We start from the raw sequence: 13,153 nt of genomic DNA, 5'->3' as shown, positions 1-13,153 counted from the left end.
GCGATCCCGCAGATCGACAACCCGTCCGAGCTGGCCGACCGCATCGCCGGTCACCTGAGCGTCAAGATCGCCGAGAAGCAGCAGCTGCTCGAGGTCTTCAACGTCGTGAAGCGCCTGGAGAAGGTCTACGCCCTGATGGAGGGCGAGATCTCGGTCATGCAGACCGAGAAGAAGATCCGCAACCGCGTGAAGCGGCAGATGGAGAAGACCCAGCGCGAGTACTACCTCAACGAACAGATGAAGGCGATCCAGCGCGAGCTGGGCGAACAGGACGACCACCGCGACGAGCTGATCGAGCTCGAGAAGCGCATCAAGAAGACCAAGCTGTCGAAGGAGGCCCGCACCAAGGCCGAGGCGGAGCTGAAGAAGCTGCGCAACATGAGCCCGATGTCGGCCGAGAGCACGGTGGTGCGCAACTACCTCGACTGGCTGCTGTCGATCCCGTGGGGCAAGGCCAAGCAGAAGCCCATCGACCTGCAGAAGGCCGAGGACATCCTCAACGAGGACCACTACGGCCTGGAGAAGGTCAAGGAGCGGATCCTGGAGTACCTGGCGGTGCAGAGCCGCGTGGGGACGCTCAAGGGCCCGATCCTGTGCCTCGTGGGCCCGCCCGGCGTCGGCAAGACCTCGCTCGGCAAGTCGATCGCCAAGGCCACCAGCCGCGAGTTCGTCCGGGTCTCCCTGGGCGGGGTGCGCGACGAGGCCGAGATCCGCGGCCACCGGCGGACCTACATCGGCTCGATGCCCGGCAAGGTCATCCAGTCGATGAAGAAGGCCAAGACCACCAACGCCTTCTTCCTGCTGGACGAGATCGACAAGATGGGCGCGGACTGGCGCGGCGACCCGTCGTCGGCGCTGCTCGAGGTGCTGGACCCGGCGCAGAACTCCACGTTCGGCGACCACTACCTGGAGGTCGACTACGACCTGTCGCCGGTGATGTTCGTCACCACGGCGAACTCGCTGAACATGCCCCAGCCGCTGCTGGACCGCATGGAGATCATCCGTATCCCCGGATACACCGAGGACGAGAAGGTCGAGATCGCCAAGCGGCACATCCTGCCGAAGCTCACCAAGGACCACGGCCTGAAGCCGGAGGAGTTCGTGGTGCCCGAGGACTCGATCCGCAGCCTGATCCGCTACTACACGCGGGAGGCCGGCGTCCGGAACCTCGAGCGCGAGCTGGGCAACCTGGCGCGCAAGACCGTCCGTGACCTGATGCGCGAGAAGCTCCTCTCGATCACGGTCGACGATGCGCGGCTGGAGAAGTACGCGGGCGTCAAGAAGTACCGCTACGGCGAGACCGACAAGGACGACGCGGTCGGCATCATCACCGGCCTGGCCTACACCGACTTTGGCGGCGACATCCTGACCATCGAAGCGGTGAAGATGCCGGGCAAGGGCCGCATGACGGTGACCGGCAACCTGAAGGACGTGATGAAGGAGTCGATCTCCGCGGCGAACTCGTTCGTCCGGGCCCGCGCCACGAAGTTCGGGATCGAGCCGCCGATCTTCGAGCGCACCGACGTGCACATCCACGTGCCGGACGGGGCCACGCCCAAGGACGGACCGTCCGCCGGCGCGGCCATGGCCACCGCCATCGTCTCGGTGCTGACCGGCATCCCGATCCGGGCCGACATCGCCATGACCGGCGAGGTCACGCTCCGCGGCCGGGTCACCGCCATCGGCGGCCTCAAGGAGAAGCTGCTCGCGGCCCTGCGCTCCGGCGTGAAGACCGTGCTGATCCCCGAGGAGAACGAGAAGGACCTCGCCGACATTCCGGACAACGTGAAGTCGGCGCTCGAGATCATCCCGGTCAACACCATGGACGAGGTGCTCGCCAAGGCGCTCACCCGCCAGCCGGTGGCGATCGAGTGGAACGAGGTCGAGCCGGTCGCCGTGGCGCCGGTCGAGGACGACGCCTCGGACGTGGTGGGCATCCACTAGGTTCGAAAGGCGGGTATCGCGCCGCCTGCGGCGGGCGGCGCGATCAAATTCTGTGACAAACCGGGCGGCGCGGGAGGATTCCCGCGCCGCTGCCGTTTGACGGCTCTGCTTTGGCGTGCCTGAATTCGAATAAGGCGTAGGTGGACGCAGCCTGGATCCGCCACGTCAAAACAAAGAACGGGCTGGGAGAAAACACCATGACGAAGGCGGAGCTCGTCTCGGAGATCGCCGACAAGGCAGGCTTGAACAAGGCGCAGGCCAAGGAGGCGCTGGACGCCTTCATTGCGTCGGTCTCGACATCGCTCAAGGCGGGCAGGGAGGTGCGGCTCGTCGGGTTCGGCAGCTTCGTGCCGGTGAAGCGGGCGGCGGGCACCGCGCGCAATCCGAAGACGGGAGAGAAGGTGAAACGGCCGGCGACTCAGACCTGCCGCTTCCGGGTGGGCGATTCGCTCAAGAGCACGCTGAACAGCTGACGGCAGACGCGGATCGACGACGAGGCGGCTGGACGCCACAGCCGCTCTTTTCGTTTGCGCGGCGGGCGCGCGGCGCGTAGGGCAGGACCGTCTTCGGGGAGTAGCCGTCCGCACCCCAGCGGAGCCTGCGTCAACAGACTTGTCCGTGTCCGTCAGGGCCCGGCCATGGCGCAAGCGGCGGGCCTTCGGGCCCGGATTGGCGAGACCGGCGATGCGGCTCCGTTAGCCCACGGGCGCGGCCGGAGCCCTGCATCGTCGTGTCTTTGTCGGCCGCGTCCCCATGGGTCTGATCTTGGAACCGTTCCTCATATCCGCCGGGCTCGTCGCCATCGCCGAGATCGGCGACAAGACCCAGCTGCTCGCGATCCTGCTGGCCGCCCGCTTCCGGCGGCCCGTCCCGATCATCCTGGGCATCCTCGTGGCGACGCTGGCCAACCACGCGGCCGCCGCGGCGGTGGGGGTGTTCATCGCCCGCTGGCTCAGCGGCCACTGGTTCCAGGCGGCCGTCGGCATCGGCTTCATCGTCATGGCGGCCTGGGCCCTGATCCCGGACAAGGACGACGAGGGGGCCGCCTCCCGTGGGGCCGGGGGCGTGTTCCTGACCACCCTGGTCGCCTTCTTCATCGTGGAGATCGGCGACAAGACCCAGATCGCCACGACGCTGCTGGGGGCCCGCTTCCAGGACATCGGCCTCGTCGCCGCCGGCACGACCGCGGGGATGATGCTGGCGAACGTGCCCGCCGTGCTGCTGGGCGAGGTGGCGACCCGCGTCGTGCCGCTCCGCTACGTGCGGATCGCCGCCGCCGTGATCTTCGCGCTCATCGGGGCATGGGTCTTCGCGGCCGCCTTCCTCAAGCCGGGCATTTCCTTCTAAGGTCGCCTGGGGTTGGAGACATCGATGACCGCCACGACCGCCAGATATGGCGACAAGGCCTTCCTGGGCCACCCGCGCGCGCTGGGCTATCTCGCGTTCACCGAGGCGTGGGAGAGGTTCTCCTACTACGGCATGCAGTCGCTCCTGGTCCTCTACATGACCAAGACGCTGCTGTTCTCGCCGCACGTGGAGCAGATCGCGGGCTACGCGGTCTTCCACGACCTGATCCAGTTCGTGTACCGCCCCGGCCCGTCCGAGCAGGCCGTGGCCTCGGCGATCTTCGGCCTCTACACCAGCCTCGTCTATCTGACGCCCATCCTCGGCGGCGTCATCGCCGACCGGCTGCTGGGCAAGACCCGCACGATCATCCTGGGCGGCCTGCTGATGGCGGCGGGCCACTTCCTGATGGCCTTCGACGCCACCTTCCTCCTCGCGCTTCTCTGCCTGGTGCTCGGCACCGGGGCCTTCAAGGGGAACATCGCGGGGCAGGTGGGCTCGCTCTACGCCGAGGGCGACCTGAGACGGGCCGACGCCTTCCAGATCTTCTACCTGGGCATCAACGCCGGGGTGATCGCCGCGCCCCTGATCGCGGGCACGCTGGGCGAGAAGGTGGGCTGGCACTACGGCTTCGGCGTGGCCGGCGTGGGCATGCTGATCGCGCTGGTGATCTACATGATGGGCCGCCGCCATCTGCCGCCCGATCCGCCGATCCGGCGGAAGGACCCGAACGCCCCGCCGCCGCCGCCGCTGCGGGCGCACGAGTGGCGCACGATCATGCTGCTCGTGGCGCTGATCCCGGTGCTCACCGCCTCGGTCCTCTGCAACCAGCAGATCTTCAACGCCTACCTGGTCTGGGCCGATCGCGGCGTGGACCTGAATTTCATGGGCGAGAAGGTGCCGACCACCTGGCTGATCACCCTCGATTCCGTGGTGTCCGTGACCTTCCTCGCGGGGATGGTCGTCTTCTGGCGGCTGTGGGCCAAGCGCTTCAAGGAGCCGGACGAGATCGGCAAGCTGACGATCGGCGCCTTCATCTCGGTGAGCGGCGTCCTGTGCCTCGCCGCCGGCGCGATCATCGCCGAGCAGACGGGCGCCAAGGTCAGCATCTGGTGGTGCGTCCTGTTCCACGTGCTGAACTCGATCGCGTTCGCGAACATGCTGCCCGTCTCGCTGGCGCTCTACGCCCGCGCGGCGCCGGTGGCGCTCGGCTCGACGATCATCGGCGTCTATTACCTGCACCTCTTCCTGGGGAACCAGACCGTGGGCATCCTCGGCACGTTCCTCGAGCGGATGCCCGCCAGCCAGTTCTGGCTGATGCACGCGGGCATCGCGGCGGGGGCTGCGCTGGTCTTCCTGGTGGTCGGGCGGTTCTTCTCGCGCCTGCTCAGCCACGAGGCCGTCGGCGGCCCGGCGAGGGTCTAGGGACGGCCGTCGCTCGCTCCGCCCCGGCGCCGTGTCGGGCTGGTGGGCGGCGAGGGATTCGAACCCCCGACCCCCTCGGTGTAAACGAGGTGCTCTAACCAGCTGAGCTAGCCGCCCGTCGCGGCGGTTCTTAAGGAGCCTGGGTTGCGTTGGCTAGCTTCGATCCTCCTGGCCCTGGGCGCGATGCCTGCTGAGGCCGCGGCGCCCGCCACCGTCGCGGCGTACATGGGCCAGCCGCAGGCGGCTCCGTCGGCGCGGATCGCCTACGGCCCGGCGCCGGCCCAGGTGGTCGAGCTGTTCCTGCCGCCCGGCAAGGGTCCGCACCCGGTCGTGGTGCTGATCCATGGCGGCTGCTTCCTCGCCGAGTACCAGGGCCTGCCGCAAACCAGCGGGATCGCCGCCGACCTCGCCGCCCGCGGCTACGCCGTCTGGAACGTCGAGTACCGCAGGCTGGGCGAGGCGGGCGCAGGCTATCCCGGCACGTTCCTCGACGTCGCCGACGCCGTCGACCGGATCCGCGCCGAGGCGCCCAGGTACGGGCTCGACGCGAAGCGCGTGATCGCCGTCGGCCACTCGGCGGGCGGCCACCTGGCGCTCTGGGCCGCCTCGCGCGGGAAGCTGCCGAGGTCGAGCCCGCTCTGGCGCGCCGACCCTCTGCCCATCCGCGCCGTCGTCAGCCTCGGCGGCATCGGCGACCTTCAGGCCCACGCGGACATCTTCTCCGGCGCCTGCGGCCCGACGCTGGCGCAGGTCGCGCCGCCTGAGACCTATGCCGAAACCTCGCCGGCGGCGCTGCTGCCGGCCGGCGTCCCGGTGACGATGATCCACGGCGAGTTCGACCATGTGATGCCGCCCGGCACGGGCCGCTCCTACGCCGCCACCGTGCGCGCCGCGGGCGACCGGGCGGACGCGATCGAGGTCGGGAGCGCCGGCCACTTCGAGCCGGTGATGCCGGGAGCGGACGCCTGGCGAACCGTGGTGCTGCCGGCCATCGCCCGCGCGTTCGGCAAGCGCCCCTGATGCGCCGCAGGGCCCTCGGCCGGACCGGCCTGATGGTTTCGGAGCTCGGATTCGGCTGCGCCAGCTGGTGGGGCAAGCCGGCGTTCGACGAGCGAACCGCCCTGGGCCTCGTCCACGAGGCCATCGACCTCGGTGTCACCCTGTTCGACACCGGCGCCAGCTATTCCGCCGGCGAGGCCGAGCCGCGCCTGGGCCGCGCGCTGAAGGGGCGCGACGTCTCCGGCCTCGTGATCGCCACCAAGGCCGGAACCTTCCACGCCGGCGGCGGCCGCATCGCGCGCGACATGACCCCGGCCGCCGTGGTCGCGAGCGCCGAGCGCAGCCTGCGCAACCTGGGCCTCGAGCGCCTCGGTCTCCTGCAGCTGCACGGCCCGTCGATCGCCGAGCTGGACGATCCGATGCTGGCCGCCCTGGACGGGCTGAAGCGCAGAGGCCTCGTGGCCGCCGTCGGCCTCAACAGCTTCGACCCCGCGGTGACGGAGCATGCCGTCGGCCTGTCGCAGGTCGACGTCCTGATGGTCGACTACAACGTCTTGCGCCCCGAGCGCGAACCGCTGATCGCCAGCGCCGCGGCGGCCGGGAAGGGGGTGCTCGCCGGCATGCCCCTGGCGATGGGCCACACGCGGCCGCTGCTGGCCCGCCTGAGAGGGCCTCAGGACGTCTGGTACGCGGCGCGCGCCCTCGCGAAGCACCGGGGCGAGCTCGCCCGCGGCCGCCGCTTCCGGTTCCTCCACGAGCTGCCCGGCATGACCGGCGCCCAGGCGGCCCTGGCCTACGTCCTGGCCAACCCCGGCGTCAGCGCCGCGGTCTTCGGCGCCACGCGCCCGGCCCACCTGCGCGAGAACGTGGCCGCCGCCGGGATGGTCCTGCCGCCCGAGGTCCTCGCCCGCATCCGCGAGGCCCAGGCCTGACGGCGGCGGGATGCCGTCCTGACGCCACGTGAGGACTTCCGCCGGCCGCCTGCGGGAGGCATGCTCCCGGCCAACGGAACAACGATAACCTAATGGGCAGGAGCGTATGGCGGAGACCGTCGAGCAGATCGAAGAGATCCTGAAGGACTCCCACTTGCCGGCGCTGATGTGCGCCATGGTCCAGATGACCGGCGACACCGACTGGCTGAAGTCCGAGTGGACGCCCGTCTACAACCCGCTTTCCCGCGGCGACACGGGCATCCCCGAGGCCGAGCAGGCGCAGATCCGCAAGCGCGCCGCCGCCGCGATCCACGCCTATCTGGGCGGCCGACCGCTCGCGCTGCAGAACCCCGCCACAGACATCCTGCGCCGGCAGATGGACTTCGTGGCCGGCGCCGCGATCCCCGAGCAGTACGTCGACTTCCTGGTGGACGAGCTGTCCCTGAAGGGCCGCAGCTCCAAGGAGCCCCACTTCGAGGCGCCGCAGGTGCAGGCCGCCGCGCGACGGATGAAGGTGCTGGTGATCGGCGCGGGCATGTCGGGCCTGCTCACCGGCATCCGCCTCAGCCAGGCGGGCGTCCCGTTCGAGATCGTCGACAAGAACCCCGACGTAGGCGGCACCTGGTTCGAGAACACCTATCCAGGCTGCCGGGTGGACAACTCGAACCACATGTACAGCTACTCGTTCGAGCCCAACCACGCCTGGCCCCAGCACTTCTCGCCGCAGCCCGTGCTGCTCGAGTACTTCCGCGGCATCGCGGCCAAGTACGACCTGAAGAAGCACATCCGCTTCGAGACCCTGGTCGAGACCCTGGCCTGGGACGAGGCCCGCTCGGTCTGGCGCGCCACGCTGAAGGGCAAGGACGGGAAGACTGAGGTCGTCGAGGCCAACGCCGTCGTCACCGCCGTGGGCCAGCTGAACCGCCCGCGCTTCCCGGAGATCGAGGGGATGGGCACGTTCGAGGGCCCCGCCTTCCACTCCGCCGAGTGGCGCCACGACGTCGACCTGACCGGCAAGAAGGTGATCGTCATCGGCACCGGCGCTTCGGCCTACCAGTTCGTGCCCGAGATCGCGCCCAAGGTGGAGCACCTGACGGTGTTCCAGCGCACCCCGCCGTGGGGCCTGCCCGTGCCGCACTACCACGAGGACGTGCCCGAAGGCATGAAGTGGACGCTCGAGCACGTGCCCTACTACGACAAGTGGTACCGCTTCTGGCTGTTCTGGATGACCACCGAGGGCTTCCTGCCCATGGTGAAGTCCGATCCGCTGTGGAACGGCGGCCCCGGCGCCGTTAGCGAGATGAACGCGGGCCTGCGCGACATGGCCATCGCGAGCTTCTCGGCCCAGCTGGCCGACCGGCCCGACCTGCTCCCCAAGGTGACCCCGAACTATCCCGTCGGCGGCAAGCGCGCCGTGCTCGACAACGGCGTCTGGCTCGCGGCGCTGAAGCGCGACAACGTCGATCTCGTGACCGACAGGATCGCCCGGGTCACGCCCAAGGGCGTCGTCACCGCCGACGGCAAGGAATACGAGGCCGACGTGCTGATCTACGGCACCGGCTTCCAGGCCTCGAACTTCCTCTCGTTCCTCAAGGTGAAGGGCCGGGGCGGACGCGACCTGCACGAGAGCTGGGGCGGCGACGCGCGCGCCTACCTTGGCATCACGCACCCCGGCTTCCCGAACTTCTTCACGATCTACGGGCCCAACACGAACATCGTCGTGAACGGCTCGATCATCTTCTTCTCCGAGTGCGCCGTCCGCTACATCGTGGGCGCGCTCAAGCTGCTGGCCGAGACGGGCGCGGCGGCGATGGAGCCGAAGGCGTCGGTCTACGACGAGTTCAACAAGCGCGTGGACGAGGCGAACGCCGGCTGGGCCTGGGGTTCGCCGCACGTGTCCAGTTGGTACAAGAACCAGTTCGGCCGCGTCAGCCAGAACTGGCCCTTCGGCCTGATCGACTACTGGAAGGCGACCCTGGCCCCCAACCCCGACGACTACGTCCTGGAGCGGGAAAAGGCGCCGGCGTAGGGCGCTTTCCCCGCCGCTGTGGGTCAGGACCCCGCCGTCAGCGCCAGCAGGGCGAACGAAGCCAGCCAGTGCTCGCCCATGTAGTCGCCGGCCACGTGCGGCAGGGCGGCGGCCAGGTGCGCATCGGCGGCCGCCGACGCCGCGGTGCGCGCCGGGTCGTCCGCGTCGAGGACCGCGGCGATCTCGCGCCAGCACCACGCGCGCGACAGGTTCAGTCCGTCCAGGTGGGCGATCTTGCCGTCGGTGCGGTCCGTGGGCGCGGCGGGCGTGAACAGGCTCGCCGGCTCGCCCCGCGCCAACCGGGGCAGGTAGGCCGCCAGCCAGGCGCGGAAGTCCGCTGCAGGGAGCAGGCGACGCAGGCACTCCGCGGTCATCAGGGTGGGCGACAGGAAGTCGTCGAGCGAAGGCTCCCACGCCTGCGCGTCACGGTCCTGCCCGTGCCAGGCCACCGCCCGCTCGCGGAGCAGTTCCAGCAGTTCCGTGTCGCCGACGACCTGCGCGTAGTCGGACGCCAGCGCCAGCGCGAACGCGGTGGACGAGTGGACGCCCGTCCGGATCGGGTAGGCGGCAACGGGCAGGAAGTCCCGGAACCTCCGGGCGAAGGCGTCGGCCAGCGGCCGGTGCGTCGCCGCCCAGGGCGCGTCATGGGCAACAAGCTCGCCCTGCAGCTTCAGCAGCCAAGCCCAGCCGTAGGGCCGCTCGAAACCGCGCGACGCTGGCCGTTCCACATAGGCGGTCTCGGCGGCCACGTTCCCCGCGGTGAAGCTATCGTCGAAGAGCGATCGGATCGCGCCCGCCTCGGGGATCTCCGGATGGCGTCGGAGCACGGTCGCCAGCGTCCAGTAGCCGTGGACGCACGAGTGCCAGTCGAAGCTGCCGTAGTAGATCGGGTGCAGGTCGCGCGGCCCGTGCACGTCTCCGGGCCCGGCCAGCACGTGATCCATCTTGTTGGGGTACTCGCGGCCGACGTGGCCCAGCGCGATCCGGGCGAACCGCGAGGCGAGCTCGGCCGTCAGTCCGAGTTCAGAACGCGAAGGCATACATCAGCACCACATTGGCGATGAGGAGGGGAAGCGCCGTCGGGATCTGCGCCTTGATCACCGCGTAGCGGTCGGGCAGCTCCAGGAGCGCGGCCGGCACCAGGTTGAAGTTGGCCGCCAACGGGGTCATCAGCGTGCCGCAGAACCCCGACAGCATCCCGATGGCGCAGATCACGGCGGGATCGCCCCCGAACTGGCGGATCAGGATCGGCAGCCCGATGCCGGCGGTCATCACGGGGAAGGCCGCGAAGGCGTTGCCCATGATCACGGTGAAGCCCGCCATGCCCAGGCAGTAGACGGCGACGGCCGTCAGGCGCGCGTCCATCGGGATGTAGCTGGTGACCAGCTGGCCGATCAGCTCGCCCACGCCCGCGATCGCGAAGACCGCGCCCAGGGCCGCCAGCATCTGCGGGAGCAGCGCGGCCCAGCCCACGGTGTCCATCAGCCGGCGGCCCTCCTGCAGGGGGCTCATGAGCGGCTGGCGCAGCAGGACCAGGCCGACGCCCGTGGCGATCACGGCCGCCAGCGCGAGCGAGATCAGCGTGGCCTGCTTGGGGTCCATCAGCGTCAGGCCGCCGTACTTCGTCGCCAGCACCCCGGCCGCCACCACCACGGGCAGGCTGAGCGCGGGCACGAACAGCGTCTCCCCGAACCGGTCCGCGAGGCTCCGGCGTTCCTCGGGCGACGTGGTCGCGGGCGCGCCGCGGCCCAGCAGGCCCAGGCCGGCGATGAGGGCGAGACCCAGCACCAGCACCCCGTTGCCGAGGTCGCCCAGCCGGTCGCCGGCGAGGAAACTCAGCGCCACGAGCCCCCAGAACAGGGCGTTGCCGAGCCGCTTGGTGTTGTTGCGGTCCAGCGCGCTCAGCACGGCGAAGGCGGCGAACAGCGCGCCCGCGAGCAGGTAGACGGCCGACAACTGGATCATCCGGCCGTCCTCCGCCGCGTCCTGCGGTCGAAGAGGACCAGCCGGGCGCCATGGATCACGAACGCCACGATGGCGGTGGGAATGGCCCAGACGGACAGCTGGATCGGGTCGAGCGTGATCCCGCTGGAGGCCAGGAAGCCCACCATCAGCAGGATCGAGCCGATGGCGATGAAGATGTCCTCACCGAAGAAGAGGCCGATGTTGTCCGTCCCGGCCGCCATGGCCCGGACGTCCTGGCGCGTCGCGGCGTCCAGCGGTCCGGTCCGCGTCTCGACGGCGCCCTCGGCCATCGGCGCGACCATCGGTCGGATGCTTTGGGTCTGGCCGGCGATCGAGGTCAGCCCCAGCGCCGAGGTGATCTGCCGGAACGCGAGGTACAGGATGAGCAGGGGGCCCACCGAGACCTGCCGGAAGCGTCCGATCAGGCTGCGCGCGCGCTCCTGCAGCCCGGCGCGCTCCACCACGCCCGCAACGGGAAGCACCAGATAGGCCACCGTGACGAACCGGTTCTCGTTGAACGCCTTGCCGAACGCTTCGAGGACCTCGACCGGCGTCATCCCCGCCGCGAGCCCCGTGACGAAGGCGGCGATGACCACCACGAGCAGCGGGTTCAGCCGCACGGCGAAGCCGACCACGACGGCGGCCACGCCCAGGAGGGTCAGCATGCGGGCTCCCGTTCCGAATCCACGCCCATAGGAGCGGCTGCCTCAGCGGCGGGCAAGCCAAGCGTCGGCAAGGGCCAGGAAGCCGTCCACCGGGATCACCTCGGCGCGGGCCTGAGGGTCCAGACCGGCCGCCCGCACGAGGTCCTCGCCGCCCAGCGCCTTCAGGCTGGAGCGCAACATCTTGCGGCGTTGCCCAAAGGCGGCGGCCGTCACGGCCTGCAAGGCCTCCAGCCGCGTGCGCGAGGGCCGCTGCGCGAGAGGCTCGAGTCTGACGACGGCGGACTCCACCCGCGGCGGCGGCGTGAATGCGCGCGCGGGCACGTCCAGCACGCGCCGGGCCGTGCAGGTGGCCTGAACAATCACCGCCAGGCGGCCGTAGGCGTCTTCGCCGGGGCCTTCGGTGATCCGGTCCACGACTTCGCGCTGGAACATCAGGGTGAGCGAGGCGGGCGTCCACGGGCCGGTCAGCCACTTGATCAGCAGCGGCGTGCCCACGTTGTAGGGCAGGTTGGAGACCAGGTGCGCCGGCGCGCCGGCCGCCAGGGCGGCCTCGTCCGCCGCCAGGGCGTCGCCGAAGATCAGGGTGAGGCCCGGGGCCGCGTCCGCGACCTCCTGCAACAGCGGCCGGAAGCGCTCGTCCTTCTCGATGGCCGTGACGCGAGCCCCGGTCTCGAGCAGCGCCCGGGTCAGTCCGCCCGGACCCGGGCCCACCTCGATCACATGATCGCCTTCGCCGATCTCGGCCAGGCGGGCGATCTTCCGGGTCACGTTGAGGTCGAGAAGGAAGTGCTGGCCGAAGGCCTTCTTGGCCCAGAGGCCGTGGGCCTCCAGCGCATCGCGCAGGCTCGGCAGGCGATCCAGGCTCAAGGCCGCCGCCGGGCGATCTCGGCGGCCAGCCGGATGGCGGCGATCAGGCTGTCCGGGCGGGCGATCCCACGGCCGGCGATGTCGAAAGCCGTTCCGTGGTCGGGCGAGGTGCGCACGATGGGCAGGCCCAGCGTCACGTTCACGCCGCCCCAGAAGTCGAGCATCTTCACCGGGATCAGCGCCTGGTCATGATAGAGGCAAACCGCCGCGTCGTAGGTCCGGCGCACCTCTTCGGGGAAGAGCGTGTCGGCGGGGTAGGGGCCCCGGGCGTCGACGCCAAGGTCCTTCAGCACCCGCACGGCCGGCTCGACGATCTCGACCTCCTCGCGGCCGATAGCGCCCGACTCGCCCGCGTGCGGGTTGAGCCCCGCCACGACGAGGCGCGGACGCGCCACGCCGAAGTCGCGCTGCAGGGCCTGGGCGGTCACCAGGCCCGCGTCGACGACGGCCTCGATGCTAAGCTTGCTCGCCACCTTCGCGATCGGCTCGTGCACCGTGACCAGGGTCACGCGCAGGTCCTTCGCCGTCAGCATCATCACGGGGCCGCGCGCGCCCTCGTAGGGCGCAGCCGACGTGAGTTCGCCCAGGAACTCGGTGTGGCCGGGGAACTTGAAGCCGGCGGCGTACAATGGCGCCTTGGCGATCGGCGCGGTGACCACGCCTGCGACGGTGCGGGACAGGGCGAGGCCGACGGCGGTCTCGATCCAGCGGATCACGGCGCCCGCCGCCTCCGGCGTGGGCCGGCCCGCAACGACCGGCGCCTTGAGGGGCAGGTCCAGAACCGGAATGGCGTCCGGGAAGGCCGCGGCGGCCTCGTCGGGGGTCGAAATGCTCCGGACCAGGGCCGCCGACGACGTCGGCGCCGCCGCGACGGCCTGGGCGTCGCCGACGACGAAGAACACGTGCGGCTCCGTGCGTAGGGCCCGCCACGCCTTGACGATGATTTCCGGGCCGATGCCGGCCGGATCGCCGAGCGTCAGCGC

Annotated in this window: 12 protein-coding genes, 1 tRNA gene and 1 riboswitch; of the genes, 7 read left to right on the top strand and 6 right to left on the bottom strand. The window is 70.3% G+C overall.

The genetic code is table 11. The features are described from left to right. The 4 genes from lon to JNK30_RS13260 form a co-directional block, all read left to right on the top strand. The coding region (gene lon / locus JNK30_RS13275) for an endopeptidase La (RefSeq protein ID WP_293482821.1) at positions 1 to 1,944 on the top strand (1,944 nt) is incomplete at its 5' end. A gap of 197 nt (positions 1,945 to 2,141) precedes the next feature. Continuing rightward, positions 2,142 to 2,417: an HU family DNA-binding protein gene (locus tag JNK30_RS13270; RefSeq protein ID WP_293482824.1), complete on the top strand. Its 276-nt coding sequence runs from the start codon at positions 2,142 to 2,144 to the stop codon at positions 2,415 to 2,417. Positions 2,418 to 2,500: 83 nt separating this feature from the next. Continuing rightward, positions 2,501 to 2,614, top strand: a riboswitch (yybP-ykoY riboswitch). Between the two features lie 95 nt (positions 2,615 to 2,709). Beyond that, complete coding sequence (locus JNK30_RS13265; RefSeq protein WP_293482823.1) at positions 2,710 to 3,291, top strand: TMEM165/GDT1 family protein; 582 nt, start codon at positions 2,710 to 2,712, stop codon at positions 3,289 to 3,291. 24 nt (positions 3,292 to 3,315) lie between these two features. After that, on the top strand, positions 3,316 to 4,713 hold the full coding sequence (locus JNK30_RS13260) for a peptide MFS transporter (RefSeq protein ID WP_293482819.1): 1,398 nt from the start codon (positions 3,316 to 3,318) through the stop codon (positions 4,711 to 4,713). Between the two features lie 40 nt (positions 4,714 to 4,753). Here JNK30_RS13260 and JNK30_RS13255 read toward each other — a convergent pair. Then, positions 4,754 to 4,830 (bottom strand) — tRNA-Val (locus tag JNK30_RS13255). A 27-nt stretch (positions 4,831 to 4,857) separates the two neighbouring features. Between JNK30_RS13255 and JNK30_RS13250 the strand changes: the two genes are divergently transcribed. The 3 genes from JNK30_RS13250 to JNK30_RS13240 all read left to right on the top strand — a co-directional run bounded on the left by JNK30_RS13250 (position 4,858) and on the right by JNK30_RS13240 (position 8,673). Continuing rightward, complete coding sequence (locus JNK30_RS13250; protein WP_293482817.1) at positions 4,858 to 5,733, top strand: alpha/beta hydrolase; 876 nt, start codon at positions 4,858 to 4,860, stop codon at positions 5,731 to 5,733. After that, positions 5,733 to 6,644, top strand: a complete 912-nt coding sequence (locus tag JNK30_RS13245; protein ID WP_293482815.1) for an aldo/keto reductase — start codon at positions 5,733 to 5,735, stop codon at positions 6,642 to 6,644. Before JNK30_RS13250 ends, JNK30_RS13245 begins: the two co-directional genes overlap by 1 nt. A 106-nt stretch (positions 6,645 to 6,750) precedes the next feature. Beyond that, a complete protein-coding gene (locus tag JNK30_RS13240; protein WP_293482813.1) occupies positions 6,751 to 8,673 on the top strand; it encodes an NAD(P)/FAD-dependent oxidoreductase in 1,923 nt (640 codons plus the stop codon). Between the two features lie 23 nt (positions 8,674 to 8,696). Here JNK30_RS13240 and JNK30_RS13235 read toward each other — a convergent pair whose 3' ends face one another. The 5 genes from JNK30_RS13235 to pdxA form a co-directional block, all read right to left on the bottom strand. Next, on the bottom strand, positions 8,697 to 9,713 hold the full coding sequence (locus tag JNK30_RS13235; protein ID WP_293482811.1) for a DUF2891 domain-containing protein: 1,017 nt from the start codon (positions 9,711 to 9,713) through the stop codon (positions 8,697 to 8,699). Beyond that, the gene (locus tag JNK30_RS13230) at positions 9,697 to 10,638 is read right to left on the bottom strand and encodes a DUF979 domain-containing protein (RefSeq protein ID WP_293482809.1); all 942 of its coding nucleotides are present in this window, start codon (positions 10,636 to 10,638) and stop codon (positions 9,697 to 9,699) included. The genes JNK30_RS13235 and JNK30_RS13230 overlap by 17 nt, the downstream gene beginning before the upstream one ends. Further along, complete coding sequence (locus JNK30_RS13225) at positions 10,635 to 11,303, bottom strand: DUF969 domain-containing protein (protein WP_293482807.1); 669 nt, start codon at positions 11,301 to 11,303, stop codon at positions 10,635 to 10,637. The genes JNK30_RS13230 and JNK30_RS13225 overlap by 4 nt, the downstream gene beginning before the upstream one ends. Positions 11,304 to 11,345: 42 nt before the next feature. Then, positions 11,346 to 12,170: a 16S rRNA (adenine(1518)-N(6)/adenine(1519)-N(6))-dimethyltransferase RsmA gene (gene rsmA, locus JNK30_RS13220; RefSeq protein WP_293482805.1), complete on the bottom strand. Its 825-nt coding sequence runs from the start codon at positions 12,168 to 12,170 to the stop codon at positions 11,346 to 11,348. Then, on the bottom strand, positions 12,167 to 13,153 hold a 987-nt coding region (gene pdxA / locus JNK30_RS13215; RefSeq protein WP_293482803.1), incomplete at its 5' end, for a 4-hydroxythreonine-4-phosphate dehydrogenase PdxA. The genes rsmA and pdxA, both read right to left, overlap by 4 nt.

This window comes from Phenylobacterium sp. (assembly GCF_016793225.1).
Classification (GTDB): Bacteria; Pseudomonadota; Alphaproteobacteria; order Caulobacterales; family Caulobacteraceae; genus Phenylobacterium.
Note: the sequence above shows the minus strand (reverse complement) of the source record. Positions and strands in the feature narration are given on the sequence as shown.